Source organism: Salicola sp. Rm-C-2C1-2 (genome assembly GCF_040196175.1).
Taxonomy (GTDB): domain Bacteria; phylum Pseudomonadota; class Gammaproteobacteria; order Pseudomonadales; family Oleiphilaceae; genus Halospina.
Genome location: NZ_JBEFNF010000001.1, coordinates 936,641 through 962,566 on the forward strand (window position 1 = coordinate 936,641; position 25,926 = coordinate 962,566).

The following is a 25,926-nucleotide window of genomic DNA, read 5'->3' on the forward strand; positions in this document are numbered from 1 at the left end:
CCTCAGTGTGCGTTGCGTATGTCGACGTACAGCTTAAGCTGCTGTCCGGGCTGAAGATAGTCCTGAGTGTTGATGTTATTCCACTGCGCGATCTGGGATACACCCACATTGAACCGGTTGGCGATGTACCGGAGCGAGTCGCCGGACCGAACCGTGTAGCCCACACGCCGGACCATTTCCCGCCGTTCGTTGCGTGGCTGCTGCTCATCGGTCCATATGGCAAGGGTATCTCCCGGGCGGAGTGTGTCGCCGGGAGCCAGGTTGTTCCAGCTCGCCAGTTTGCTGACGGAAACACCATGGGCGCTGGCAATATCCCAGAGCGTGTCCCCGGGATTAATGCGGTAGTCGATCCGGTTCTGCCCTTCACCGCCTGCAGAGGCCTGACGTGCAGCCCGACGGTTGGATTCGCTCAGGGCATAAGCGTTGCTGTCGTTACCGGCAGCCGGAATGAGCAGGCGTTCACCGCTGCGGATGGTGTGGCCGCTGATGTCATTGTGTTGGCGGATGACATCCGGCGTCGTGTTGAAGGAGCGCGCAATGCTGATCAGCGTGTCGCCACTCTGGACGGTGTAATTGCGCCAGCTGACCCGCTGACCATCAGGCAATGAGGTCAGTGCCTGCCGGAACTGTTGCGCCGAATCCGATGGTACCAGCAATCGGTGTGGGCCATCGGGTGGCGTTGCCCAACGGTTGAAGCCAGGATTGAGCCGGTAGATCTCGTTTACGTCCACCCCGGCCATTTTGGCAGCTTGCGCCAGATCCAGCTGGCCGCCGATATCCACTACTTCGAAATAGGGATCATCCGGAATCGGTTCAAGGCGGATGCCATGGGCTTGAGGGTCCGCAACGATGCGCGCCAGCGCAATCAGCTTGGGCACATAGTGGCGCGTCTCCGCAGGTAGGTTCAGGCTCCAGTAATCGGTGGGTTTGCCTTGGCGCTCATTGCGGCGCATAGCTCGGAGTACGCGTCCGGCGCCGGCGTTATAGGAGGCGAGGGCGAGTTCGTAATCACCGTCAAACCGGCTTGCAAGCTCGTCCAGATAGCTCAGCGCGCCCTGAGTGGCGCTGATGATGTCACGGCGTCCGTCATACCACCAGTTCTGTTTCATGCCGAAAGCACGCCCAGTGGCCGGGATAAACTGCCATATTCCGGACGCACGACCGTGTGAATAGGCGAAGGGATCATAGGCACTTTCAACCAGCGGCAGCAATGCCAGTTCGCCAGGCATGTCGCGCTTTTCGATTTCGCGGATGATGTAGGGCAGGTAGCGGCGAGCCCGTTCAGCCGTACGGTCCATGTAGGATTGATTGCGGCTGTACCACGCCAGCTGACTGCGTACCCGCTTATCCTTGCTTTCCAGGTCAAGCTGGAAGCTGTCCCGCAGACGCTGCCAGACGTTGCCGTACCCGTCGCTTGCGGTCTCGGGATTGGCCTCTTCCTCAGCCTCGGGCTTCAGAGCGCCATCTGTACGCACGTTAGCATCCATCCTGACGGCACGAGTAATGGCTGGCGGGTTACTTTCGGTACTGACCTCCCGCGGCTGAAGACTTTCGCAGCCTGCCAGTAGTGGCAGGCTCATGGCTGAAAGCAGGCACAGGAGCGGAACGTAATGCATAGAAACAGCCGGTTGGTTGAAGCTCGTGACAAACCGCATGCACGCGGTGTTACCGGATTCTAGAAAGGGGGGCCGGTACCGTCAATTACAGCGGGTAAGTTTTAATGTAGTTTGCGTTAACCGCGGGGTCAGCCCCGGAAGCTGTCTTTCCATTGGCGTATCACACCGAACACACGATCAGCCGTCAGGTCATCCTCGCCGGCCCTGGTTTCTGCTGCTTTCACTACTGCGGGGTCATCCCAGCGCAAGAAGGGATTGAGGCGTCGCTCTTGACCCAGGGTTGTGGGTATCGTCGGCTGGCCGTCATTTAGCAGCTGATCCACCTTCTTCTGATAGTCTGCCAGCCCGGTTTCGTCCGGTGTGACCGCGCGCGCGAAGGCGACATTGGCGCGGGTGTATTCATGCCCGCAGCACACCAGCGTGTTGTCTGGCCATTCACGGAGCTTTGCCAGGGAGGCGCGCATATGAACCGGATTGCCCTCGAACAGCCGGCCACAGCCGCAGGCGAACAGGGCATCACCACAGAGCGTGATGGGTTGGCTGAGGCCGGAGCTGTCGCTGTTGAAGGCAATGTGATCCAGAGTATGGCCGGGTACGGCCAGAATCCGGAACGCCAGGTCCCGCCAGGTCAGTGTATCGCCTTCGTGTAGGCTGTGGGTTATCCCCTTGAAGGGGGAGTCCGCGGGACCGTGAACCGGAATGTCGCCGTTACTGGCAAGTGCTGCCACACCATGGGTGTGATCCGGATGATGATGTGTCAGGAGTACGCCCTCCAGACTCAGATCGTTGTGTTCGAGAAAGTCCCGGGGTGCTTTTGTTTCGCCGGGATCCACGATCAGGGCACCGTTGCTTTCGGTGTCATGGATACACCAGATGTAATTGTCACTGAGCGCGGGGATGGCATCGACCTGATAACTCATGGCACGGACTCCGTTTCTGGACTGCGTGACCCATTATAGGCGTTGCAGCGGCTGTGACGACAGCGTGCTTGCCAGTTGCCGCACAGGCCTCGACAATTAGGTATCACAGATACGAGGAATCACGATGAACGGAGAGGCATTCGCACACTGGCTCGACACGGGGCTGGGGTCGGCACTGATGAGTCAGGAGCAGGCCTGCGTGGCGACGGCCATGACCCGTGTGTTCGGGAACCGCCACCTTGAGGTGGGAGTGAGTTCAGCGCGGGCAGTGACACCGAGTCTGCCGCATGGGCAACAACCGTTGGTAGTACCCGCCGCCAACGGTGACACGGATCGCGGGCCAGTGGTTGCGAGACCGGAAGAGTTGCCTTTCCATGATGACTGGATGGATTCGGTCGTTCTGCATCATACTCTGGATCTGGCAGAGGACCCGCATCAGGCTCTGCGAGAGGCGGTGAGAGTGGTGCGCTCTGGGGGCCAGGTTATCGTGGTCGGATTCAACCCCCTTGGATTATGGGGGCTTCGACAATTGCTGGAACCACAGCGCGGTGTTCCCTGGAACAGTCGTTTCCTGCTGGCACGCCGCGTTCAGGAGTGGGCTCAGGTGCTGGGCTGTTGTGTTGCGCCACCACGTTATGGATTTTTCCGGCCCCCGGTAGGAGGGCAGCATTTTCTGAATCGGCTTGCTTTTCTGGAGCCTTTCTACGAGCGCGGGTTACAGGTCCCTCTCGGCGGTTTCTACTGTCTTGTTGCCGAGAAACGGGATGCTGCCGGGATCCCGCTAAAACCAGTCATACCAGAACCCAAAGTAGTAGCCATGCCGGTTGCAAATCGTAACGTGTCACCCGGGGTGCGAGCGCCCAGACTGAGGGTCAAGGGGCCGAGCTCGGGTGATACTGGAGACCAATCATGAGTCAGGTGACGCTGTACACGGATGGCGCCTGCAAAGGTAACCCCGGGCCGGGAGGTTGGGGCGTGGTACTGTTTTATGGTGACCACGAGAAGCACCTTTGGGGCGGCGAACCGAATACCACCAATAATAGGATGGAACTGAAAGCTGCTATCGAGGGTCTGGCCGCGCTCAAGCGTCAGTGCGATGTGGATCTGTATACCGATTCCCAGTACGTACGTAACGGCATCAACCAGTGGATGGCCAACTGGAAACGTAACGGTTGGCGTACATCGGCGCGCAAGCCGGTTAAAAACGCGGAACTTTGGCAGCGACTGGATGAGCTGGTGCAGTCGCACCGCATCCAATGGCACTGGGTGCGGGGCCACAGTGGCAATGATGGCAATGAACAGGCCGATGCCCTGGCTAACCGGGGTGCGGCTGATGTGATGGAAGGTAAGGGCTGAATATGCGCCAGATCGTGCTGGATACTGAAACCACGGGGTTGGAACCAGAGCAGGGCCATCGAATCATAGAGATCGGCTGTGTGGAGGTGGCGAATCGGGAACTGACAGGTCGTCATTACCACGTGTACATCAATCCGGAACGGGAGGTGGAAGACAGCGCCGTCGAGGTTCATGGCATCACCAATGAATTCCTTGCGGATAAACCGACGTTCCAGGATATTGCACACGACTTTCTGGAGTTTATCCGTGGGGCTGAGCTGATCATCCATAATGCGCCCTTTGATGTGGGTTTCATGGATCATGAGTTTGGGATGCTCAACGCTGGCTACCCCCGGACGGCGGATGTATGTGGTATCCGGGATTCGCTGCTGATGGCGCGTAATAAGCATCCCGGGCAGAAAAACAATCTGGATGTGCTATGCCGTCGCTACGGCATCGACAACAGCAACCGGGAGCTGCACGGCGCACTTCTGGACGCCGAGATTCTGGCCCTCGTCTATCTGGCGATGACCGGGGGGCAGACCGCATTATCTCTGGGCGAGGCTGAGGAGGGAGAAGAAGTCGCTACCGAAATACGCCGCCTTGGTTCGGACCGGTCACCATTGCCCGTTCCCGAACCGGGTGCCGATGAACTGAGCGCACACCGGGCGTTTCTGGATGGTATGGCCGAGAAGACCGCTGTGCTCTGGAATGAGCAGGGGATTTGTTGAGAAAACTGAGAAACCTGCTACAGGTTATTGAACATCTAAATTCATAATGGGACTCCCGTTTATGGTGCAGGCGTCACTGGCAAGCAAGACACAGTCCTTCGGGCTGGTTCGTGAGGAAATTGAACAGACGATCGGCCATGCGGAGCAGAGTCTTGAGCAGTTTCAGGAGAATCGTGAGAGCGAGGAAGACCTGCAGAACTGTGTGGATTATCTCAATCAGCTGCGTGGGATCTTCTCGCTGGTGGAACTCAAAGGAGGCGCACTTCTCTGCCAGGAGGCTGTGGTCCTTGCGAACGAGGTGCCGGTGGGCGCCACCGATGACAAAAACAACCTTCTGACCGCCCTCAGTAACGCCCTTTTCACGCTGAGACGCTACATTGAATACTACCAGCGCCAGCAGGTGGACCGGCCGGAGCTGCTGCTGCCAGTGGTGAACGAAATCCGTGAGGCACGCCGGGATGCCCCCTACCCGGATTCCTGGTTCTTCGGGGCAGGTCTGAGCGTGGCGCCTGATTTCTGCAGCGAGCGTTCGGTACCACAGATTGAGACAACGAACGAGGCTGATTTTGAAGTGCACGCCCGCCGGTTCCGTCTGATGTATCAGGTCGGATTACTCGGTGTACTGCGCAATCAGGATCAGCGCACCAGTCGGCGTCTGATCGCCCGTGCGGCCCATGGCCTGGCAAGGCTTTGCGGGGGCGGTGCCATGCAGTCTTTCTGGTGTCTGGCGAGCATGACAGCCGATGTGCTCCAGGAGCAGGATCTACCCATCGAGCGCAACCGCAAGCGGCTTTTCATGCGCATCGAAAAGCAGGCACGGGATCTGGTTTACAGCCGCAGTTCGGTCGCGCAGCAATCACCTCCGGATCCTCTGTTGCGTGAGCTGGTCTATATCCTCTATCGCAGCGGTTCAACAAACCCTGAGGTGCGCAGCATGCTGAGTGGCGCTGGCCTGGATCAGCCTGATATCACTGAGTCTGAGTTGATTGAGCACCAGCGTCATCTCTACGGCCCCGGTGCCGACGTCCTGCGATCCTTTGCGAATGCGATTAACGAAGAGCTCACTGAACTCAAAGATCGTCTGGATATTGTTGAGCGCGGGATTGACCCGGATACCACTGAGCTAGCAACCATCGCTGCGGCTCTGGAACGGGTGGGTAACTCTCTGCTCATTCTGGACCTGCATCAGCTGAGCTCGCTGGCGCGCCAGGAAGCCGTCCGGCTCAGGGACTGGGAGGAAAAGGGGGCTCTGCCTTCCGAGACCGAGCTTTATGCTGTTGCGGATGCCGTCCTGAACATCGAGGAGGCTTCTCAGCATCTAGCGAGTCATGGCATTACGGCCGAGACTGATCGCCTTGCGCAGAAGGTGCGCCGCGAGGAGGGGTCGATCTTCGTTCAGGAGTCGCTGATTGTGCTCAGTGACGAGGCGAGATCAGCGCTTACTCTTGCGAAACAGGCCATTACCGCTTTTCTTGAATCCGATTTCGACAAGCTTCATCTGGCCAATGTACCGGCAACGCTGCGCAGCATTGAAGGGGGCATGCGACTTCTTCAGAACGATCATGCGGCGCGTGTTGTGGCGCAGGTAACAGACGCGATCGAGTCCCAGCTTCTGAACACCCAACAGCCTCCGGAATCACGGATTCTGGAAGCGCTTGCCGACGCGATAACGTCTCTGGAGTATTACATTGAGGAACTGGGGATGGATGCCGAACCGAATCCGGAGCTGCTGCGTTTGGCTGATACGTCACTTCAGGATGTGGGACTCTGAGCGCGTGACTCCAGAAACGATAGGCAAGAAAAACGGGAACGCCACCTGCAATGGCGTTCCCGGACTTGGCATCAGCCGATATTGAACAGCTCGCTCAGTTTTGTTGCCAGCATCATATCGCCTTCAGCACGCAGCTGACCGGCCATGAATGCCTGCATGCCATCGGTCTCGCCACTTACAATGCCCTGCAGTGTTTCTGAGTTCATAATGAGCGTTACAGACGGATCGTCATGCTTACCGTCTTTGAGCTCACAGGTACCATCCTTGATGATCAGGTGATGGGATCCATCGTCCTCGATATCAAACTGGAATACCAGATCCAGGCCGGCAGCAGCGTCCGCGTTGAAGTTTTTCTCGAGTTTTTCGAATACGGATTGTACAGACATGCTCGAAGTCCTTGATTGCCGTTGTTGTCTCGCCATGGGCATGGCTTCCGAGCGACTTTAGGCGGGGGCGTCAGTACTGTCAAGCTTGATCGAACGCTTGTTTGAATGCTGTGAGCTGGCTGGGTCTTATCCTCACCTGTGGTGACGCGTAGAATACGAATGGTCTTTTGATAGAATCTCTTGCGAAAGGAGTAACTGGTGGAAATTCTGGCGGAGTACGGGCTTTTTCTGGCCAAGATAGTGACCTTCGTCGTGGCGGCACTGATCGTTGCCGCCATGGTCATGTCCGCGGCTCAGCGCGCGCGGGGCCAGGAGGATGAAGGTGAGCTCCAGGTAACCCGGATCAACGATCAGCTCCGGGATAACCGGGAAACGCTGGAGGCGCAGCTGCATCAAGGCGCTGGCCGCAAACGCTGGCTGAAGGATCGACGGCGCAGCAAAAAGAAAGAAAAGAAGGCTGAACAGAAAAAGGATGGCAATGCTGAACGCCGGGAGCGGCTCTATGTGGTGGACTTTGAGGGCGATCTCAAAGCCAGCCAGACCGCCGATCTTCGCCATTGCATAACATCCATACTTGGCGTGGCCGAACCGGAACGCGATGAAGTGATGGTTCGCCTGGAAAGTTCCGGCGGTATGGTTCATTCCTATGGCTATGCGGCGGCTCAACTGGACCGGATCCGACGTTCGGGGCTGCCTCTGACCGCCTGCGTGGATAAAGTGGCTGCGAGTGGCGGCTACATGATGGCTTGTGTGGCGGATCGGATCATTGCCTCCCCATTCGCTATTCTGGGCTCCATCGGGGTGGTGGCACAGTTACCCAATGTGCACCGTCTGCTCAAGCGCAATGATGTGGACTTCGAGGTTCTGACAGCGGGCGAGTACAAGCGCACACTGACGGTATTCGGCGAGAACACTGAGAAAGGGCGCCGCAAGTTCACAGAGGACCTCGAACAGACCCATCAGCTTTTCAAGGATTACGTCAGCGAGCATCGCCCGGTAGTGAACATCGACCAGGTTGCAACCGGGGAGATCTGGTTCGGGCGTCAAGCCCTTGATGTCAATCTGGCGGATGAGCTTAAGACGTCCGACCAGGTGATGACTGAGGCTTGTGATGAGCGTGATGTATTTCTTGTGCGTTACGAGCGCCGCCGGACCCTGCCAGAGAAGCTTGGATTGAGCGCGGTGAGTGCGGTTGAGTCCGGTATCATGCGAGGTGTCGAGTGGCTCCGCGCAGGGCGTTTCCAGTGATTGGCAGTTGAAACTGGCAAGGGGCCTCAAAGCGGGTTATCATGAAGACATGCGCCGATTATCGATAAGCACTTGATGGGAGAAAGCAATGAGCTACGGCAACCAGAACGAAGCGCGGCAGAATGATGCCGGGCCCAGTGAAAAGGATGAACGCGTTGATGCGTTCGCCGCTGTTGGATTGATCCTGCTGTTCGTCGCACTTGCGACCACATTTGTCGCCACGCAGTAACAGTGGCGTGTGATGCCGGGGGGTCAGGCCGCCCCGGTGCTTTCCAGAACCAGCTTCACGATTAGCGCAATACCCACTACGAACATCACGCCAAAGATTACGCCGCCAACAATGAAGGGCCAGGGCGAGGATGCGCTGAAATCCCGTTCCCGGTTGCTTTCCGAATTAACACCCAGGGCTGCGGCCAGAATGCTGACGACTACTTGCCAGAAGCTAGGCTTGTTCCGTTGCGTATCGTTCATTAAACCTCCTGTGGGCTGATTGGCTTCTTATTATAAAGCAATAAAAAACGGGCATCAGGTGGCCTGATGCCCGTTCAGCTTTCCGGTTTTCCCCCCTCGCGCGGAGGAGGGCTAGAACGGTTTACTCGTCCGGATCGTACGCCAGGTTCGGCATAAGCCAGCGTTCAATTTCGCTCTTCTTCATGCCCTTACGCTTGGCGTAGTCTTCTACCTGGTCCGAGCTGATCTTGCCTACGGCGAAGTACTTGGACTCCGGATGCGCGAAGTACAGACCCGAAACCGCTGCGGCCGGAAGCATCGCATTGCTCTCGGTAAGCCTCAGATCCGTGTTTTCCTCCGCCTGCAGGAGCCGGAACAGTTCAGGTTTCTCGGTATGATCCGGGCAGGCTGGGTAGCCAGCGGCCGGACGGATACCCTGATACCGCTCTTTGATCAGGTCCTCGGTCGATAGTTGCTCGTCGGTCTGGTAACCCCAGTACTCCTTTCGCACGTGTGCGTGCATACACTCGGCAAACGCCTCGGCGAAACGATCGGCAAGGATTTTAACCATGATGGCGCTGTAGTCATCATTCGCCTGCTCGTACTCCTGCGCCAGCTCGTCCGCCTCGGGGCCGGCCGTGACCGCAAAGCCGCCAATGTAGTCCGGGATTTCCGACTCCTTGGGTGCAATGAAGTCGGAAAGCGACATCATGGGCTTGTCAGGCGCTTTATCATCCTGCTGCCGCAGCTGATGCAGCTTGGTCAGCACTTTCTTGCGTGACTCGTCCTCGTAGAGTTCGATGTCATCACCCACGCGGTTTGCGGGCCAGAACCCGATGACGCCGTGGCACCGAATCTTGTTTTCTTCAACCAGCCAGTTGAGCATATTCTTCGCATCGTTGAAGAGATTGCGGGCCGTTTCACCTTTTTTCGGGTCTTCCAGAATATCCGGGTACTTGCCTGGCATGTCCCAGCTTTGGAAGAAGGGTGACCAATCAAAATACTCAAGCAGCTCGTTCAGATCGAAATGGTCAAAAGTCTTGAGACCCAGGAACTCGGGTTTAGTCGGTTGATACGATTCCCAATCCAGTTCCGGTGCGCGGCTGCGCGCCTTATCGATGGGAATGATCTTCGCTTTTTTACCCTGGTTCTTTCGCCGCTCACGAACTTTTTCGTAATCCGCTTGAACTTCGTTGAGCAGATCCTGCTTCTGCGTGTCGCTGACCAGTTTGGCGGCGATCCCCACACTGCGTGACGCATCGTTTACGTAGATGACCTGATCATTCTCATAGCTCGGGTCAATCTTGACGGCGGTATGGGCCTTGGAGGTGGTTGCCCCACCGATCAGCAGCGGCACATTGAAATCAAGGCGTTGCATCTCCTTCGCCACATGAACCATTTCATCCAGTGAGGGCGTGATGAGACCGCTCAGTCCAATCACGTCCACGTCTTCGTCCTTGGCCTTCTGCAGGATCTGGTCGGCAGGCACCATGACGCCCATGTCGATCACCTCGAAGTTGTTACACTGGAGTACAACCCCGACGATGTTCTTGCCGATGTCGTGGACGTCGCCTTTAACCGTAGCCATGAGGATTTTGCCCTTGGCCTTCTGGCCCTCGGATTTCAGGGCCTCGATGTACGGGATGAGAATGGCGACGGCTTGTTTCATGACGCGGGCGCTCTTGACCACCTGCGGCAGAAACATCTTGCCTTCGCCGAACAGGTCACCGACGACGTTCATGCCGTCCATCAGCGGGCCTTCAATCACCTCGATGGGGTGCTCCGCGCGCTGACGCGCCTCCTCGGTGTCCTCATCGATGTAGGTGGTGATGCCCTTGACCAGCGCATGCTCAAGCCGCTTTTCAACCGGCCATTCGCGCCACTCGAGATCTTCCTGTTTTTCCTGGCCGCCTTGACCCTTATAGCGCTCGGCAATGTCAAGCAGGCGGTCGGTGGCGTCCTCGCGACGGTTGAGGATGACGTCCTCGACGTGCTCTTTCAGCTCATCATCAATGTCATCGTAGACAACCAGTTGGCCGGGATTGACGATGCCCATGTTCATACCCGCCTTAATCGCGTGATACAGGAAGGCCGAATGCATCGCTTCGCGCACGGCATCGTTGCCGCGGAATGAGAACGAGAGGTTGCTCACGCCGCCACTGACGGACGCGTAGGGCAGGTTCTCGCGGATCCAACGGGTGGCTTCAATGAAGTCTACGCCGTAGTTGTTGTGCTCTTCGATGCCGGTACCGATCGCCAGAATGTTGGGATCGAAAACGATGTCCTGGGGCGGGAAACCATCCTCAACCAGCAGGTCATAGGAGCGTTTACAGATCTCGATCTTGCGTTCGGCTGTGTCCGCTTGGCCCTGCTCATCGAAGCCCATGACGGTCACGGCAGCGCCATAGCGCCGCACCGCGCGGGCTTTGCTGAGGAAGTCCTCCTCACCTTCCTTGAGGCTGATGGAGTTAACAATGCTCTTGCCCTGGATGCATTTCAGGCTGGCCTCCATTGCCTCCCAGCGTGAGGAGTCGACCATGATCGGAACCTTGGAGATGTCCGGCTCGGACGCCACCAGGTTCAGGAACGTGGTCATGCATTCTTTCGCATCCAGCATGCCTTCGTCCATGTTGATATCGATGATCTGTGCACCGTTTTCAACCTGGTCCTTGGCCACTTCCAGGGCTTCTTCGTACTGCTCTTCCTTGATCAGGCGCAGGAACTTCTTGGAGCCGGTGACGTTGGTGCGTTCACCAATGTTCATGAAAACCACGTTGTCGTCATCGGTGAACGGCTCCAGGCCCGAGAGACGCAGCCGTGGCTCGCGGGTTGGTACCGAGCGCGGCGCGTACTTGCTGACCCGCTCGGTAACCGCGCGGATATGCTCCGGCGTTGAACCACAGCAGCCGCCGATGACATTCAGGAAACCGTCGCGAGCGAAGGTTTCGATGATGTCCGCCATTTCCTCCGGCGTCTGGTCGTACTCACCAAACTCGTTGGGCAGGCCGGCGTTGGGGTGCGTGCAGACGTAGAAGGGAGCCTTATTGGCCATTTCTTCCACGTAGGGTCGCATGGCGTCGGCGCCCAGAGCGCAGTTCAACCCGATCAGCAGGGGCTTGGCGTGTTCCACCGAGTTCAGGAACGCCTCGGTGGTCTGACCGGAAAGCGTTCGTCCAGACGCATCCGTAATGGTTCCGGAAATCATCAGCGGCACTTCGGCGCCCGAGTCGATCTCGTACTGCTGGGCAGCGTAGATGGCTGCCTTGGCGTTCAGTGTGTCGAAGATGGTCTCAAGCAGGATGATGTCAACGCCACCAATGATGAGGTTCTCAATGGCCTCGTAATAGTCCTCGTAGAGGGCATCGAAACTGGTGTTGCGGTAGCCGGGGTTGTTCACATCCGGTGAAATAGACGCAGTCTTGGAAGTCGGGCCCACGGCGCCGGCCACAAAACGCGGCTTGCTGGGGTCTTTCGCGGTCTGGGCATCGGCGCATTCGCGTGCCAGCTGGGCCGCCTTCTGGTTCAACTCCGGAACCAGATCTTCCATATGGTAATCAGACTGGGAGACCCGGGTGGAGTTGAACGTATTCGTCTCGATGATGTCCGCACCGGCATCCATGTACTGCTCGTGGATATCCCAAAGCTTTTCCGGCTGGCTCAGGCAGAGAAGGTCGTTGTTACCTTTGACCTCGTGCTCATAATCCTTGAACCGCTCACCCCGATACTGTTCCTCGGTGAGTTGAAGGTTCTGGATTTCAGTACCCATGCCGCCATCCAGGATGACGATGCGTTCCTGCAGTGCCTTTCGCAGCTGCTCGAGTCGAGTTTGTCGATCAGTCATTGATTCAACTACCTCATTGTCAGTGTTCGAATCGCGAGACATTAACTATTACGCCAGGCGGACACCCTGTAAGGCAGGGAAGAGTCATCCTGAGCATTACCAGAAGGGAGATGCTATCCGTGTCTCTATAGCGGGTTTTGCTTATTGAAGTAGATTCATACTAACACAGAATCTGCAAAAGTCTTGTCAGTTCATCAAATTTTTTTGATGTTGTACAGTGCTGCCTATTCCCGAGTGGTTTGGTTGGTCTTTTATTCGCAGGGGAGCTTCCTTACAATAGAGTGACATCTGATCATTAAAAGGGGAGCGGCATTGGATACCGTCACCGTCACCGAATCAGCCCAGCGCTATCTGGGCCAACTCGTCCAGAAGCAAGACGTAGAAGGGATGGGAGTGCGGCTGTTCGTGACCCAGCCCGGCACCCGTCACGCTGAGACCTGTCTGGCGTACTGCCCGCCCCATGAGGTAGTGCCGTCCGATGAGCAACTGGATATGGGCGATTTCCCGCTCTATATTGATTACAACAGCGCCACTTTTCTGGAAGAGGCTGTTATCGATTTTCAGGAAGACCAGACCGGTGGTCAGCTGACGATCAAGGCACCCAACGCTAAAATGCCGCAGGTGAGCGCGGATGCGCCGCTTTCCGAGCGTCTGGATTACGTGCTTCAGTCTGAGGTCAATCCCAGTTTGGCGGCGCATGGCGGCGAGGTCTCGCTGGTGGAGCTAACCGACGAAAACGTTGCCGTGCTGCGTTTCGGGGGAGGGTGCCAAGGCTGTGCAGCGGTGAGCCTCACGCTCAAGCAGGGCGTTGAGCGTACCCTCAAGGAGCAGTTGCCGGAGATTGCCGGCATTGAAGACATAACCGACCACTCGTACCGCGAAAACGCCTACTACTGATCGGTGCATCGGTGCCATCAGGCGCTGGTGCATACCGTTAGCGGCTGGTTTCCGCTAGAGTGTGTGCCTGAATGCGCGTTCAGGGAATGCACACGTGACCCTATCTGAACTACCTCTGACGATCCTGGCTCTGCCCTTGTTTACGGCCCTGCTCGGTTGGGCAACGAATCGCCTGGCCGTGTTGATGCTGTTCCATCCCGTGGAGCCTTTCGGTAGGCCACCTTTCCTGGGGTGGCAAGGTGTTGTGCCGCGCCGGTCCGAGCAAATGGCTCATGAGTGCATTGACCGCACTATTGCCCGCAGCGGTGATCTTACCGGTGTCTACCAGCGTCTGGATCCGGCCTTGATCACGGGTGAAGTGGTGAGCCGGATTATGCCGCATCTTGAGGAATACGTGGATGATGTGATGTATCAGCATCATCCGGTGCTCTGGGACAACCTGCCGCGACGTCTCAAGGAGCGCATTTACCGCTATGTAGAGCACAACCTGCCGGAGCGCGTAGACGCCATGGTGGCAGACTTTGGCGAAGAGTTGGGAGAGTTGGTGGATCTGAAAGCACTTATGAGCGAGGAGCTTCGGCATCATCCGGATTTCATGAACACGATCCTGCAGGACGCCGGGGCCTCCACATTCCGGTTCGTGATCCGCAGCGGGGGTGTTATAGGGCTTGTTCTGGGCATTACTCTGGTTACGGGGTGGGCCTTCTGGCCTTCGTCCTGGCTCCTTCTGGGAGGAGGCTTTGGAGTGGGGCTGCTCACCAACTGGGTTGCGCTCACACTTATCTTCCGGCCGCAGCAAGTGAAGCGCTGGGGGCCCTTCCGCATACAGGGGCTGCTCATGCGCCGGCAGCCGGAGATCAGTCATATCTGGGGCCAACGCGTGGCGCATGAACTGCTCACCTGCGAAAAAGTGGCCCACGCCATTGTTCACGGTGAGAAGGCAGGGCGTACACGCGCCATCATCCAGAAGCATCTGCGGCCGCTGCTGGATCAGTCCACTATCATGCGTCTCAGCACCCAGGTGGCGGTAGGCGCATCCGGTTATACGGAGCTGAAGAAAAGCATGAATGATCGCGCCTTGAGTGCCTCGGAAGAGGTGTTCCGGGATGATGCCTTCAATCAGGATCGCGCACGGATCGTTGCCGAACTCATTGAAGAGCGGATTTCAGGGTTATCGCCGGAAGCCTTCCAGTCGCTTCTCCGACCGGTCTTCGCGGCGGAGGAGGGACGACTGATGCTTGCGGGCGGTGTCTGTGGGCTGGTAGCAGCGCTCTTACCCGTCGTGTTGATGGGGCTCTGAGTTACCAGAACACCGGTTGCTGTTCTGTGAGAATGCGATCTACGAAGGTCGCATAATCAATAGCTTCACATACCTCCGGCAAAGCGCGGCTGTCTGCTGATTCGGCCAGGGCCAGCACTGTACCCGCTTTTATGGGGGGTAGCGGGGAAGATTCTGCCAGCCTATCAAGGGCCTGAGCTATCAGAACAAGCGTATCCTCAGGCGACAATGTTGCCAAGCAGCGCCCATGGCGTGGGTGGTCAGGCGATTTTGTAAGAACGTGAACCCGTCCTGTCATGGATGAAGAATCCTTGGCACCCGTGCATAGAGATCCTGTATCTGCGGCTCGTCAACCGGGATGGCGGTGTCAGGAAGGCTCGATTGGTTGTGGCTCGTTGTCCGTGATTCCACCATCAGATGCTGCAGTCCCATATCCCCGAAGCAGCTGACCGGAATGCCGCGGTGTTCAGCTGCAATAGCCTTTACACCTGTATCCACCAGAAGCAGGCCCACACTCACCCCGAAGGTGCAGAGCGTCAGAAGCATATCAAGGAATTCCTGGGTGTCGTCCTCACGGTCAAGCACGAAGAGCTGATCTGGCAGTGAAAAGGCTTCTGACGTTGGCATCAGCGCTCCCCCGTAAACTGAAGCATCCGGTCTGCCTCAGAACAGGCCATGACCCAGTCCCCTAAGCCGCCCGTCAACCAGCCAGCCCGCAGGTTACCGTCTCTCAGAGCGCGGTTATCTGCTGACCCGATGCACACGGTGGCGGGCAGAGACCATGCCGTTATGAGCTCTTCCCATTTATCAGCGGTCGCTGTCTGGGGCGAGGGAGCGTCATTGGGAGTTGCCGCGAGAAAAACCGCATCTCCCTGAAGGAAGACGCGATTGATGCTGTGCCCGGAACTGAGAAGAGCAGCGGCAAAGCACCAAGCCGATTCAATTACGTGGTGCTCATCATGCGCTGCCGTAATCAGTAAAGCTGCTTTCAAACCGGATCAGTTCTCGCCAGCGAATGCCATCAAAAGGTGTAGAAGGCTGATGAAAAGGTTATAGAGCGATACATAAAGGCCGATAGCCGCCATGATGTAGTTACGTTCGCCCCCGTTTATGATGGCGCTGGTCTGGTAGAGGATGCAGGCCGATGCAAAGAGCGTGAAGCCAGCGGAAATCGCCAGGTGCAGGTTTGGCAGATTGAACAGGAAGGCAATCAGCATGCCACCCATAAGAACCAGCGCACCGGCGAAGATGAAGCCCCCAAGGAAGCTGAAGTCTTTTCGAGTGATCAGGGTGTAGGCCGATAGGGCCAGGAAGATGGTTGCTGTCAGACCGAGAGCGGTGGTCACCAAATGCCCCGCGCCATTCGCAACAAAAGCGTTGAGAATGGGGCCCAGCGTCATGCCCATGAAGCCGGTTAGCGCAAAGGTGGTTACCAGGCCCCAAACGCTGTCCTGAAGCTTATGGGTGGCGAATAGAAGACCGTAAAATCCGACAAGTGTCAGGATCAGACCCGGGTGGGGCAGGTTCAGCGCCATGCTGGTCCCAGCCGTTAGGGCGGAAAAAGCCAAGGTCAGGCCCAGCAGCATGTAGGTGTTGCGCAGGACCGTCGTGACCTCGGTGCTCAGCCCTTCGCGGGCCCCGCCAGGTGCCCGGCTCTGGGCGGCATTGGGGAAACGGTTGTCGGCCATGTGCGGAATCTCCTTCGTGGATTCTTAACTGTCAGCCCAATAATAAAGCGTCCAGTGGGCAGTGCAAAGCCTTTCTGCATGCTTTTGAGGCCTTCAACACTTTGACATGACGCCGATTTAAGGTAATATTTGAATCGTTGTTCGTAGAGGCAACGCCTTTCCGGTGGGCTGGCAGAGTGGTCGATTGCAGCGGTCTTGAAAACCGCCGAGGGTTAACGCCCTCCCGGGGTTCGAATCCCTGGCCCACCGCCACTTCTTCTCCTGTGAACGCTCTCATTTCTTGCTCTTATCCTGTCGCTCGCGGATGGTCCGGCGACGATCCTTGAGCCGGTCAAGCTTTTCGTTGATCGCGTCCAGGCGGCTCTGGTAACGCTCCTGAATGTTACGTTCCTCCTGGGCCAGCGAGTTCTCCAGGGTAGCACCGGCAAGGTTGTTATTGGCCCGGCGTTTGCGAGCACGCACTTTATCCAGTTCAGCTTCTCTTTCAGCCTTGAGCGATTGACGCTTTTCGCGTGCGTCATCAATCTTGCGGTTAATGGACTCGAGCGCCCGCTCAGCGCTGCGTTGCTGTTGGAGTTCTTCATTGATCCCGGACCCCATGTCGCCGCCGGGCTTGGGGGCGCTCACATCCTCCAGCTTTTCCGCGTCGCTTCCGCAGGGTGAATCCGAGAAAACGGTCTCGCCGTCCTGGTCGCAGCGGTAGATTTCGGCTGGTGCCGGTATCGCAAGCACGAGACCGATGGCCAGAAGGGCAGGGCGTTGCATTCGAGTGCCTCCAAAAAGCGCCTTTTGTCAGCAAAAAGATAGCATCCGGGAGGAGGGGGTTACAGTTTTTTCGTTCTGTAGCGAACCGGTGGTTTAGGTCCGCGCCCGGGGTACCAAACACTCACTTGCATCAAACACGGAAAGCTAAAGAGGGGGACGAGCAGAGGTACGAGTAGTGGGGCCAGCAAGAAAAACGGGGCCGGAGGGCCGGCCCCGTGGAACGCGCTTACTCGCGACCGTAGATAGCCATTTGCGTATCCGCAACGTTGAGGTTCTTGATGCCGACAGAGCCAATGCTGGAGACACCGTTGCTGTCGCCACCGCCAACCTGAACTTTCGGCATCCACATGCTGGCTGTCATCTCATTGAGGTCCACGCGTAGGGTTTCGTCCGGTACCCCGCTGCCTGAAGATATTGCTGGACCAGACCCTACTTCCGCGTTCACGGTTACGCCGTTAATTGCAAGGTTAGTGCGGTCCGTTTCACTCAGAGAGCCTTTGAGAGCATCAAGTTGATCGGCGCCAGCCATGCGGAGCGTGGGAAGGCTGATCGCCGCAACATCAAAGTCGGCGCTGATTTCCGCATGAAAGATGTTTCTGATTCGGATTGAGCCTGTCCCAGCAGTGCCATTCTGGATCTGATTATTTACACGTGCCGTGATGTCGAGTCTGGTCACCCAGAAATCGGCTTCGAAGTCCGAGATCATGGTTGCCTGTTCGCTGCCATCACTGGAGGCAATACCCAGCCTATCGGCATCAACGCCTGCCTCAACAGGTTTTACTCCATTCCCAAGGGGACGAACTTCAATGTAGGCATCGCCTTCATCGAGATCTCCCGCAGGAAGACCATTGACCGAAGAATCCCCAAGAGGATTGCCCTGTTCCCCAGTCGCAAGGTCAACATTGACACTAACATCCACAGTCTCACCATCGTCGTGGCCGCCAATCCGGATACCGTCGACCAGAACGGACCCAGTATTCTCACCCTGGCTGTACTCCACCTGATCAATGGTGGCTGAGGTTGAAAGCTCGATGGTCACACCCTGCTGACCGGTCACATTGCCCATGTCCTTATTATTCATGGGTTGCAGGTCAGCGGCGGCTGCCATCGGCAGTGATGCGATTGATAGGGCCAACAGGCTTTTTTTCATTGTCGTCATTGTGATTTCTCCTCTTTTATTGTTTTGGGGCGGCCCGCCCCTTGATGGACCGCCCCCTCTGTTTCCCCGTTACTCCTCCAAACGGGGCGACAGCTCAAGCTCAATGGTATTGCCCGGCCCCTCGAAGAACTCGTTGAGGATGCCGGTCAGAAGACCGCAGTCCTCAAGTTCCGGTGCAACGTAGGTTCCTGTAACAGTACCACCGTTAAGTGGATCAAACTCTTCGCCTTCCGGGCTTGAGAGGTTGATGGTGGCCGGCTCTGTAGTCTGGCACGAGTTACCGCCACCGATCCGGATGCCATCAGAACCGAAACCGAAGCCAATGAGGGATACCCGTGCTTCGGGAATCTTGATCATGAGTTCGCTTTCCGCGGTTAGCTTACCGGTTTCAAGGTCGAGGGAACCGGTGGTTTCACTAACAGGTTCGAATTCAATGTCCGCACGGCCCTGGATCTTGTGGAAAAGCTTGGAGATCTGGAACTGCGCCTGGGTCGGATCGAGCTCAAGGTCAGCGGTGAACTCACCAGTCTGCAGGTCCAGCTCGCTGATGATCTGACCGCTCAGCGGTACGTCCGAGCCGTTGGCGGCCACATTGGTTACGCCATCCAGGTCAAAGGTGACGTCGATGGGTTTATTTCCGTCATCGCCGTTATCACCGTCCCCGTTGTCGCCATCGCCGTCATCGCCGCTCGTATCTTCGGAAGTGCCGGAGAGCGAAATGACTTCGGGAGAATCTTCGAGATTGGTTACAGCCTCCAGGTCTGCGCTGTAACTGTCGACCTGGTTGGTCTGGAAGGTAACCGTTACCGTGCAGGACTGATCCTGGCTCAGCGATGCAGGGCAGTTGTTGGTCTGCGTGAAGACACCGTCAGCATTGTTGATGACATTCAGGCCATTAATGTTGAGCACCGCTTCGCCTGTATTTGTCAGATCCAGTGTCTGCTGGGCACTGTTGGTGTTGGCCAGGTCAATGGTGCCGAAATCAACCTCCGGTTTGCTGAGTTCAAGTGCCGGCGTAGGCTGCTCGGTCGCCTCAGCGTTGAGGTCAACAACCTTGGGCGAATCTGCGGCCTCCGGATCAGTTGAATCGATCTGGACATTGGCACTGTAGGTACCCGGTTGAGTTGCCTGGAAGTTTACATCCACGGAGCAGCTCTGCCCCGGGTCGAGCGTGGCGCAGTCGTTGCTCTGTGTGAAAAGGTCAGCATTGGTGCCGGCAATCGTTACACTGTTGACGTTCAATGCTTGGCCGCCGTCGTTGCCAACGGTAATGCTGCCGTTGAGCGGGCTGCCCGCCATGGCACTGCCAAGATCGAGCGCTTCGGTATCAACCGTGATATTGGCGGGTTGGGTCTCGTCTGCTACCACCTCGAACGTATGCAGGACCATGTCTTCCTGGTTCCCCACCAGGGTGCAGTCAGCCGTGAATTCACCCACCGGATCGTCGAGCTTGGACCCGTCCTGGCCACGGACAACCTGGTTGAGCGTCAGGTCACCAACCGTGATGGTAGCTTGCCCCGGATTCTCGAAGGTCAGCGGGTCAACAGTGGCGCTTGATTCCACCGTGAATGAGCCGGATTCGCCGGGAATCGGCTGTTGCGGGATCTCGAGGGTGACATCCAGGGGCTTATCATTCTCGGGAAGGGCAATGTTGTTATCCGCGACAGCGTTGCCTTCCAGGGTGCGGGCCCCCGCGAAATAGAGTCCCTGGCGGGATTGGTTGTTGAGCGTGGTGACCGAGTTGATGGTCAGCTCGCCCGTGGATTCACCGGCCTTTACTTCCTTGGGCAGGTCAGCTGAAATATCGGACACCAGCGGCTGCTCACCGATGATCGGCAGCGGGCAGGTGTGCTCGACTGTCAACGAGGCCTCTTCCGCGTTCACGGCGCTGGCGCCCGTTGCGAGCAGCGCGGATACCGCACTGCTGAGCAGCAGGCGCCCAGGCTTACTTATAGGCTTTTCGGTTATGGCGTTCATTAACGTCATCCTCATTGTTTGTTGTATTCATGGTGCCGGGTCAGTTGACGCATTCTGACTCCTGTCCGGCACCTGCAACACTCGCGTGTCTGTTGGTCTCCGGTCATTGCTCAAAAAGGAAACAGCGTTGTTAAAAGCGGTTATCGTGGTGGGGAGTTGTTCAATTCGTGACGAACGTCAATCAGGGCGCGTGACGATATAATGAGCTGTATTTCATTTTTTGCACGGAACAAGAGTGCAGGGACTTGGCGAGAGTCTTTCCCGTACTGTCTCTGGTAGCGCGTTAAGGCCTGATCAGAGTTAGCGGCGGGTCTGGCCCGGGGTATGCCCTGTCCATGAGCGATAGGCGCGGGTAAAACTGGCCTGATCGCTGAAGCCAAGTTTTTGCGCAATAGTGCTCAGCGGCATGCGTGTATCGGCCAGATAACGCTCTGCGTAGTGGCAGCGGATTTCGTTGCGCAGATCCCGGAAGGAGTAGTTTTCAGCCTGCAGGTGGCGCCGCAGCGAGCGTGGGGTCATCTGGAGGTTCTCGGCAACGCGTTCCAGTGTGCAGTTGAGGCCGGGATCATCCAGGATCTGGCGGCGTACGCGTTCTGTCAGGCTGCTGTTGTTCTCAGCTCCCTTGAGGTCCTGGCGCGACCGATGCCGGGCGAGGAATGAAGACAGCTCTTGGCCGGTATCGGATCCCGACTGCTGGGCAGGGTGTAGAGTGGCGCGGGCTGCTTCCGCGTTGAAGCGGATCTCGGCCTCGGGCGCTACGTGTTGCCAATCGTCAGCGAGCAGCTTGGTTGAGGTGTCTAATTCCAGCAGCATATCCTTGCAAATGTGGCGCGAGAGCTCGTAAATGCTGCCCATATAGATGCGGATCATGAAGGAACGCAAGTCCCTCAGATCCCAGAGGTCATGCAGCTGGATTAGAACCGTCTCGTCTTTCAGACTCAGGCGCAGGTCATAGATCGGGAGGCTGACACGCTCGTATTCGATGATCATCTCAACGAGGCGAAAATAATCGTTCTGCCAGAGTACGGCTGCGCCAACAAGTCCATGCGCATCGATATCGAGTTGTTTTCCGAACTCGAAAGGAAGGCGTTCGTCCTCGGTAAGGTCGCTGGCGTGCTGCAGCAGCACCAGCAACTCGTTCATGGTAAGGCTTTCCCCGCTGGTTTCCAGCTGGGACGCATCAACGCCGGTGCCATCAAGGAGGGCCGGAGGGCGGACACCATACTGTTCCATGAAGTGCAGGAAATGCGTCACATACCGCGGCGGTAGTATGGGGACGTCATAGGCTTGGGTGTCCTGAGTTGAACGGGTGGGCACATCCATGCTTCGATCCCTCCGAAATCTATACTTTCCTTGACTGTATTTGCAGCTCAATCCCGCAACATTGGCCAATGCTTTGTTAACTGACGTCAGATTGACGAACCTTATATCAGGGAACAGGTGTTCACACTATGCATAGCAGGGTCTCTCTGCCAAGCGAAATGAGCACAAATAGAAGAGCATGGCCGTTCGCAGAGCAACGGTTACTCAGCACTGTGAACTGTGTCTCTCAGGTTCCGCAAAAGGTTCTTGGAACACGTTCCTGTGGTGCTGGCGGGCTCCGGTAGTCGGAATTATCGGCATCAGCTGAGAAAGGAGCCTTGAGCGCGGCCATCAGAGAATGGAACCGGCGCAGATCGCCTTGCTGGGCTGCACTGATGGCCGCCTCGACCTGATGGTTACGCGGAATAACGGCTGGGTTGGCTTCCCACATGACATCCGGTGAGTCCAACATTCCAATCCAGCAGGAACTCCACTGTTGTGCGTCATCTGTGTTTCCGAACAGGGAGGCAGCGGCTTTCTGCGGACTATCCATTTGGGTAATCCGTGTCATTTCCCGGAAAGTTTCAGTGAAGTCGCTGCCATTGCGCTGCATGAGCGCAAGCAGGTCGTGAACGACGCTCTCATTTTCGGGGGTAAGGTTGCTGACGCCGATCTTGCGACCAAAACGTTGGCGCCATGCGGCGTTATAGTGCTCACGGTAGGCTCCCAGCAGGGTTTTTGCTGTTTCAATTGCTTCGTCTTTACTGCCGTCAAAGAGCGGAAGCAGGGATTCGGCAAACCGAGCCAGGTTCCAATAGCCGATTTCAGCCTGATTGGCGTAGGCGTAGCGACCCCTAGCGTCAATGGAACTGAAAACGGTATCGGCGTGGTAGTGATCCATGAAGGCGCAGGGCCCATAGTCGACGGTTTCGCCGCTGATGGCCATGTTATCCGTGTTCATGACGCCATGGATGAAGCCAACACTCATCCAGTCCGCTATCAGCTCCGCCTGTTGCTCGGCAACCGCCCTGAGCAGGCTCTGATAAGGCTGATCCTCGAACATCACTGAGGGGTAATGCCGGGCAATGGCGTAATCGGCGAGCGTACGGATAGCTTCAGTGTCCTGGCGATAGGCGAAGTATTCAAACGTGCCTACTCGAATATGGCTGGCCGCCACGCGGGTAAGAATGGCGCCGGGCTCCGGGCCTTCCCGCATCACCGTGCTGCCTGTGGTAACAGCTGCCAGCGCTCTCGTGGTCGGGATGCCCAGCGCGTGCATGGCCTCGCTGACAATGTATTCGCGGATAACCGGGCCGATTGGAGCCCGTCCATCCCCGCCGCGGGAGAAACCAGTGCGGCCAGCGCCCTTGAGCTGTATATCGCGGCGTTTCTGGCACTGATCGATGACCTCACCGATGAGAATGGCACGCCCGTCGCCGAGCTGGGGAACGAAATTCCCGAACTGATGACCGGCGTAGGCCAGGGCGATCGGCTCAGCATTCTCCGGAAGACTGTTTCCGGAAAAGACAGAGGCGAGTTCGTGTTCATCGGATTCATTCACCTCAATGCCCAGCTCCTCGGCAAGTGGGCTATTGAAGCGGATGAGCTCCGGGTCGGGTGCTTGCGCCGGCTTTGCGGGTTGATGGAAGGACTCGGGGAGTCGGGCGTAACTGTTGTCGAACGGGAAAGGCGGAAGCGGCATGCGATCCTCTGACAGTTGAACACATGAGATAGTCTAGTTGAGTTACACTACGTTTTGCGTTCGAGATTGGACTCCTCGAACAGCTTCAGCTTGACAGGTACGCATCACAATCCTGATAATGCGCTCGCATTGCGGCAAGGCCGCATCCCATCCCTGATTTCGGCGTGTGGCGCAGTCTGGTAGCGCACTTCCTTCGGGAGGAAGGGGTCCCAGGTTCAAATCCTGGCACGCCGACCATAATCTTTCTCAAAAAGTACTTCCCAGCTCTTTCACACCCTCAACGTCCCAGGAGAACCTCTTGAGGAATGCGTGTACGCGGGGGCGGTTTTTGTTTGCTGCATGATGCTCTGTGAGCTCCCCGATGGAATCGATCACAACGTAGTCGGGCACAGCCAGCCCGGTACGGATTCTTTTGAGTTGGGGTCTGGAATCTCCAGGCTCCGCTAGAGCCCACGTCTCCGGCAGCAACGGAACCCCAGAGAGCGGTTACGAGTACGGACAGCAGCTCCACGGGCTCCCCGAGTCGCTCGCCATCTTGGAGTCCCATGGAACGTAGGCAAGCTGTACCGGAACCACCGCGGCGTCCTGCCCAGGATTATCTTTATCTTTTTGTCGTCAGAGCAGCCAGCGAGCAGCGCCCCAAGCAGGAGCCAGCCAAGCACGTTTCCTCTGGAGCGGAAACGTGAACAGGGCAAGCACAGCACCATGGCGACCTCTTATCGATTAAATCAATAATAAGTTCAATACGATCACCCAATAGCATAGCTGGCAGGCTGCCTGCATTCCAGGTACCGCCATCCTGCATTAACGGAGAGCCTGCCTGTGGTCCGTGATCGCGTAAAGATCGATCAGGGGTCAAGCGCCTGTATGAGGGCATGGTGGTACGACTGCGGCGTGCCGATTTTTAAAAGCCTTGTCATCAAAATGCCACTTAAAGTGCCTACCTTTCTTAAGGGCGTTTGAGGCTAGGGTGTCTGTCTGAAATCCACCCGGTAAGTTTTTGTTGACTGAACGTTCAATCAATAACAGTATTAGCCTCTTCGTAGTAAGTAGAATTACGTATTGATTGATGAGGAGCAATTTTATGGGTCGCTTAACCCGGCGTGATTTCATTCGAGGCAGTGCCTACGCATTGGGTGCGTTCGCTGTTTCCTCAAGCCTCCAAGGTTGTCTTGACAGTAGCGATCAGCAGCCGGCGCGGTTCGAACAGGGGGTGGCGAGTGGTGACCCTCTGCAGGACCGTGTGATCATCTGGACCCGTGCCGTTCCGCTGTCATCTGGCGCCAATGAGGGTATTGAGGTCAATTACGAAGTTGCAGAGGATGAAGCATTCACAAACGTTATTCGCAATGGCAGCCAAACCGTCACTGCAGATCATGACTACACCCTGAAGGTTGACGTTCAACGCCTGAAGCCTGGCAAGACCTATTTCTATCGGTTCAGCGCCGGCGGCAACACCTCTGAAACCGGCAAGACGCGCACCCTCCCGGAAGGCTCTGTGGATCAGGTTCGTCTTGCTGTAGTGTCGTGCTCCAACTATCCAGCAGGCTATTTCCATGCTTACGGCGAAATTGCAAAAGAGTCTGAGCTCGATGCTTTTGTGCACTTGGGGGATTATCTGTATGAATACGGCGCAGGCGAATACGCAACTGAGGACGCACAAGCCCTTGGTCGGGTTCCGGACCCAGCTAAAGAACTGATCACGCTGGCGGATTACCGAGCGCGCTACGCCCAGTACCGCTCGGATGGCGATTTGAAGACGTTGCACCGCACGCTGCCGATGATTGCTGTATGGGATGATCACGAGGTGGCGAACGACGCATGGCGTAAGGGAGCCGAGAATCACGAGGAGAGTGACGGCGAAGGTGATTACGCAGTTCGAAAGCGTGAGGCACTGCAGGCCTACTTTGAGTGGATGCCGGTGCGCCCTGTTCAGGCAAACGACCAGGCAATCTACCGAAGCTTTGACTTTGGCAACCTGGTGAGTCTGCACATGCTGGACACCCGGATCATTGGGCGTGAGGAGCCTTACGCGCTTGGTGATTTTGTCACCGATCAGGGTTTTGATGGAGAAAAGTTCGCAGCGCAAGTTGGTGATGAAAACCGAACATTGCTCGGTGCTGAGCAGCTGAACTGGCTTAAAAACCGTATGGGGGGATCCAATGCGACCTGGCAGGTGCTGGGGCAGCAGGTTCTCATGGGGCGGATGGAATGGCCTGCAGAGCTGCTAACACAAGGACCTGATCCTGAGAGTTTGAGCGAGTTGGCAACCATTAAGCAGCGAATACTCAATAGTGATGAAAGCGTGACCAAGGAGGAGAAGGCACGTGTCCAAAATGTGCTCCCGTATAACCTGGATGCCTGGGATGGCTATATTGCAGAGCGCGAGCGCGTTCTCGGGACGGCTTTGAAGGCTGACAAAAACCTGGTTGTGCTTGCTGGGGATACCCACAATGCGTGGGCCAATGACCTGACGACAGGGGCAGGCGAAAACGTTGGTGCTGAATTCGCTACATCATCGATTTCGTCCCCAGGGCTTGAGTCGTATTTAAAGCTAGCTGAAAATCAGATACCTAGTGTTGAGGCTGCCTTTCAGCTGCTGATTGATAACTTGCGCTACACCAATGTCAGCCAGCGGGGTTACATGGTGGTAACCTTTACCGAAGACAATGCGCGGGCAGACTGGCGGTTCGTAACGACGATCAAAGCAGATGAGTATTCGGTTGATCAGAAACGTGCGAAGTCATTGCAGATCGGGGCTGGTGAGAAGCAGGTTAAAGAGGTCTAGTTAAGATCTACCTGCTGGCTCAGCTGCGGAAGCGCCCCACTGTTTCTGTTTTTTCCGGCGCCACAGCCGGC

At 56.8% G+C, this 25,926-nt stretch carries 22 protein-coding genes and 2 tRNA genes; 11 read left to right on the forward strand and 13 right to left on the reverse strand.

Features of this window, described 5'->3' with window-relative positions; translation table 11 throughout:
- Window positions 1–2 precede the first annotated feature (2 nt).
- Together AAF659_RS04275 and gloB are read right to left on the reverse strand one after the other, a co-directional pair.
- The gene (locus tag AAF659_RS04275) at window positions 3–1,616 is read right to left on the reverse strand and encodes a lytic transglycosylase (RefSeq protein ID WP_349750447.1); all 1,614 of its coding nucleotides are present in this window, start codon (window positions 1,614–1,616) and stop codon (window positions 3–5) included.
- Window positions 1,617–1,744: 128 nt separating this feature from the next.
- Entirely contained in the window at window positions 1,745–2,536 is a 792-nt protein-coding gene (gloB, locus tag AAF659_RS04280; protein ID WP_349750448.1) for a hydroxyacylglutathione hydrolase, read from the reverse strand.
- 124 nt (window positions 2,537–2,660) lie between these two features.
- Between gloB and AAF659_RS04285 the strand changes: the two genes are divergently transcribed.
- From AAF659_RS04285 to AAF659_RS04300, 4 genes are all read left to right on the forward strand, one after another.
- Entirely contained in the window at window positions 2,661–3,449 is a 789-nt protein-coding gene (locus tag AAF659_RS04285; protein WP_349750449.1) for a class I SAM-dependent methyltransferase, read from the forward strand.
- Complete coding sequence (gene rnhA, locus AAF659_RS04290) at window positions 3,446–3,892, forward strand: ribonuclease HI (RefSeq protein WP_349750450.1); 447 nt, start codon at window positions 3,446–3,448, stop codon at window positions 3,890–3,892. Before AAF659_RS04285 ends, rnhA begins: the two co-directional genes overlap by 4 nt.
- A 2-nt stretch (window positions 3,893–3,894) precedes the next feature.
- Window positions 3,895–4,602, forward strand: a complete 708-nt coding sequence (gene dnaQ / locus AAF659_RS04295; RefSeq protein ID WP_349750451.1) for a DNA polymerase III subunit epsilon — start codon at window positions 3,895–3,897, stop codon at window positions 4,600–4,602.
- 61 nt (window positions 4,603–4,663) lie between these two features.
- Window positions 4,664–6,373, forward strand: a complete 1,710-nt coding sequence (locus tag AAF659_RS04300) for a FimL-related protein (RefSeq protein WP_349750452.1) — start codon at window positions 4,664–4,666, stop codon at window positions 6,371–6,373.
- A 71-nt stretch (window positions 6,374–6,444) separates the two neighbouring features.
- Here AAF659_RS04300 and AAF659_RS04305 read toward each other — a convergent pair whose 3' ends face one another.
- Window positions 6,445–6,759 carry an SCP2 sterol-binding domain-containing protein gene (locus tag AAF659_RS04305; RefSeq protein ID WP_349750453.1) on the reverse strand — a complete coding sequence of 105 codons (315 nt, stop codon included), beginning with the start codon at window positions 6,757–6,759 and terminating at the stop codon, window positions 6,445–6,447.
- A 198-nt stretch (window positions 6,760–6,957) separates the two neighbouring features.
- On the opposite strand from AAF659_RS04305, the gene sohB reads away from it, so the two are divergent.
- Together sohB and AAF659_RS04315 are read left to right on the forward strand one after the other, a co-directional pair.
- Window positions 6,958–8,007 carry a protease SohB gene (sohB, locus tag AAF659_RS04310; protein WP_349750454.1) on the forward strand — a complete coding sequence of 350 codons (1,050 nt, stop codon included), beginning with the start codon at window positions 6,958–6,960 and terminating at the stop codon, window positions 8,005–8,007.
- A gap of 88 nt (window positions 8,008–8,095) precedes the next feature.
- Window positions 8,096–8,236, forward strand: coding sequence for a hypothetical protein (locus AAF659_RS04315; protein WP_349750455.1), 141 nt, complete (start codon window positions 8,096–8,098; stop codon window positions 8,234–8,236).
- A 23-nt stretch (window positions 8,237–8,259) separates the two neighbouring features.
- Here the strand turns inward: AAF659_RS04315 and AAF659_RS04320 are convergent, their stop codons facing one another.
- Together AAF659_RS04320 and metH are read right to left on the reverse strand one after the other, a co-directional pair.
- Window positions 8,260–8,478, reverse strand: a complete 219-nt coding sequence (locus AAF659_RS04320) for a DUF2970 domain-containing protein (protein ID WP_349750456.1) — start codon at window positions 8,476–8,478, stop codon at window positions 8,260–8,262.
- Window positions 8,479–8,599: 121 nt separating this feature from the next.
- Window positions 8,600–12,298 (reverse strand): methionine synthase, encoded by a 3,699-nt coding sequence (metH, locus tag AAF659_RS04325; protein ID WP_349750457.1) that lies wholly within the window; start codon window positions 12,296–12,298, stop codon window positions 8,600–8,602.
- A 312-nt stretch (window positions 12,299–12,610) separates the two neighbouring features.
- Here metH and nfuA point away from each other — a divergent pair, with 312 nt between their 5' ends.
- Both nfuA and AAF659_RS04335 read left to right on the forward strand, forming a co-directional pair.
- Window positions 12,611–13,195, forward strand: a complete 585-nt coding sequence (nfuA, locus tag AAF659_RS04330; protein WP_349750458.1) for a Fe-S biogenesis protein NfuA — start codon at window positions 12,611–12,613, stop codon at window positions 13,193–13,195.
- A gap of 94 nt (window positions 13,196–13,289) precedes the next feature.
- The gene (locus tag AAF659_RS04335; protein WP_349750459.1) at window positions 13,290–14,495 is read left to right on the forward strand and encodes a DUF445 domain-containing protein; all 1,206 of its coding nucleotides are present in this window, start codon (window positions 13,290–13,292) and stop codon (window positions 14,493–14,495) included.
- A 273-nt stretch (window positions 14,496–14,768) separates the two neighbouring features.
- Here the strand turns inward: AAF659_RS04335 and AAF659_RS04340 are convergent, their stop codons facing one another.
- The 3 genes from AAF659_RS04340 to AAF659_RS04345 are packed head-to-tail and all read right to left on the reverse strand — an operon-like array spanning window position 14,769 to window position 16,162.
- Window positions 14,769–15,101: a hypothetical protein gene (locus tag AAF659_RS04340; RefSeq protein ID WP_349750460.1), complete on the reverse strand. Its 333-nt coding sequence runs from the start codon at window positions 15,099–15,101 to the stop codon at window positions 14,769–14,771.
- On the reverse strand, window positions 15,101–15,466 hold the full coding sequence (locus tag AAF659_RS15100; protein WP_502949190.1) for a DsrE/DsrF/TusD sulfur relay family protein: 366 nt from the start codon (window positions 15,464–15,466) through the stop codon (window positions 15,101–15,103). Before AAF659_RS15100 ends, AAF659_RS04340 begins: the two co-directional genes overlap by 1 nt.
- A gap of 6 nt (window positions 15,467–15,472) precedes the next feature.
- Window positions 15,473–16,162 (reverse strand): Bax inhibitor-1/YccA family protein, encoded by a 690-nt coding sequence (locus AAF659_RS04345; RefSeq protein WP_349750461.1) that lies wholly within the window; start codon window positions 16,160–16,162, stop codon window positions 15,473–15,475.
- A gap of 162 nt (window positions 16,163–16,324) precedes the next feature.
- Here AAF659_RS04345 and AAF659_RS04350 point away from each other — a divergent pair.
- Window positions 16,325–16,414, forward strand: a tRNA-Ser gene (locus AAF659_RS04350).
- A gap of 21 nt (window positions 16,415–16,435) precedes the next feature.
- Here AAF659_RS04350 and AAF659_RS04355 read toward each other — a convergent pair.
- The 5 genes from AAF659_RS04355 to AAF659_RS04375 form a co-directional block, all read right to left on the reverse strand.
- Entirely contained in the window at window positions 16,436–16,927 is a 492-nt protein-coding gene (locus tag AAF659_RS04355; protein WP_349750462.1) for a DUF4124 domain-containing protein, read from the reverse strand.
- A gap of 226 nt (window positions 16,928–17,153) precedes the next feature.
- The gene (locus AAF659_RS04360; RefSeq protein WP_349750463.1) at window positions 17,154–18,086 is read right to left on the reverse strand and encodes a DUF6160 family protein; all 933 of its coding nucleotides are present in this window, start codon (window positions 18,084–18,086) and stop codon (window positions 17,154–17,156) included.
- Between the two features lie 69 nt (window positions 18,087–18,155).
- A complete protein-coding gene (locus AAF659_RS04365; protein ID WP_349750464.1) occupies window positions 18,156–20,063 on the reverse strand; it encodes a choice-of-anchor D domain-containing protein in 1,908 nt (635 codons plus the stop codon).
- Between the two features lie 300 nt (window positions 20,064–20,363).
- Entirely contained in the window at window positions 20,364–21,386 is a 1,023-nt protein-coding gene (locus tag AAF659_RS04370; RefSeq protein ID WP_349750465.1) for a helix-turn-helix transcriptional regulator, read from the reverse strand.
- 226 nt (window positions 21,387–21,612) lie between these two features.
- On the reverse strand, window positions 21,613–23,067 hold the full coding sequence (locus tag AAF659_RS04375; RefSeq protein ID WP_349750466.1) for a protein adenylyltransferase SelO: 1,455 nt from the start codon (window positions 23,065–23,067) through the stop codon (window positions 21,613–21,615).
- Window positions 23,068–23,227: 160 nt separating this feature from the next.
- Here AAF659_RS04375 and AAF659_RS04380 point away from each other — a divergent pair.
- Window positions 23,228–23,304, forward strand: a tRNA-Pro gene (locus AAF659_RS04380).
- A gap of 847 nt (window positions 23,305–24,151) precedes the next feature.
- Window positions 24,152–25,855: an alkaline phosphatase D family protein gene (locus AAF659_RS04385; RefSeq protein WP_349750467.1), complete on the forward strand. Its 1,704-nt coding sequence runs from the start codon at window positions 24,152–24,154 to the stop codon at window positions 25,853–25,855.
- Window positions 25,856–25,926 lie beyond the last annotated feature (71 nt).

Bases quoted from the DNA above. Each gene is read 5' to 3' on its own strand.
- AAF659_RS04355 (WP_349750462.1), bottom strand. From the start codon at position 16,927: ATGCAACGCCCTGCCCTTCTGGCCATCGGTCTCGTGCTTGCGATACCG.
- dnaQ (WP_349750451.1), top strand. From the start codon at position 3,895: ATGCGCCAGATCGTGCTGGATACTGAAACCACGGGGTTGGAACCAGAG.
- AAF659_RS04320 (WP_349750456.1), bottom strand. From the start codon at position 8,478: ATGAACGATACGCAACGGAACAAGCCTAGCTTCTGGCAAGTAGTCGTC.
- AAF659_RS04300 (WP_349750452.1), top strand. From the start codon at position 4,664: ATGGTGCAGGCGTCACTGGCAAGCAAGACACAGTCCTTCGGGCTGGTT.
- gloB (WP_349750448.1), bottom strand. From the start codon at position 2,536: ATGAGTTATCAGGTCGATGCCATCCCCGCGCTCAGTGACAATTACATC.
- AAF659_RS04285 (WP_349750449.1), top strand. From the start codon at position 2,661: ATGAACGGAGAGGCATTCGCACACTGGCTCGACACGGGGCTGGGGTCG.
- AAF659_RS04275 (WP_349750447.1), bottom strand. From the start codon at position 1,616: ATGCATTACGTTCCGCTCCTGTGCCTGCTTTCAGCCATGAGCCTGCCA.
- AAF659_RS04385 (WP_349750467.1), top strand. From the start codon at position 24,152: ATGGGTCGCTTAACCCGGCGTGATTTCATTCGAGGCAGTGCCTACGCA.
- metH (WP_349750457.1), bottom strand. From the start codon at position 12,298: ATGACTGATCGACAAACTCGACTCGAGCAGCTGCGAAAGGCACTGCAG.
- rnhA (WP_349750450.1), top strand. From the start codon at position 3,446: ATGAGTCAGGTGACGCTGTACACGGATGGCGCCTGCAAAGGTAACCCC.
- AAF659_RS04375 (WP_349750466.1), bottom strand. From the start codon at position 23,067: ATGCCGCTTCCGCCTTTCCCGTTCGACAACAGTTACGCCCGACTCCCC.
- AAF659_RS04345 (WP_349750461.1), bottom strand. From the start codon at position 16,162: ATGGCCGACAACCGTTTCCCCAATGCCGCCCAGAGCCGGGCACCTGGC.
- AAF659_RS04340 (WP_349750460.1), bottom strand. From the start codon at position 15,101: ATGCCAACGTCAGAAGCCTTTTCACTGCCAGATCAGCTCTTCGTGCTT.
- AAF659_RS04365 (WP_349750464.1), bottom strand. From the start codon at position 20,063: ATGAACGCCATAACCGAAAAGCCTATAAGTAAGCCTGGGCGCCTGCTG.
- AAF659_RS04315 (WP_349750455.1), top strand. From the start codon at position 8,096: ATGAGCTACGGCAACCAGAACGAAGCGCGGCAGAATGATGCCGGGCCC.
- AAF659_RS04305 (WP_349750453.1), bottom strand. From the start codon at position 6,759: ATGTCTGTACAATCCGTATTCGAAAAACTCGAGAAAAACTTCAACGCG.
- AAF659_RS04370 (WP_349750465.1), bottom strand. From the start codon at position 21,386: ATGGATGTGCCCACCCGTTCAACTCAGGACACCCAAGCCTATGACGTC.
- AAF659_RS04360 (WP_349750463.1), bottom strand. From the start codon at position 18,086: ATGACGACAATGAAAAAAAGCCTGTTGGCCCTATCAATCGCATCACTG.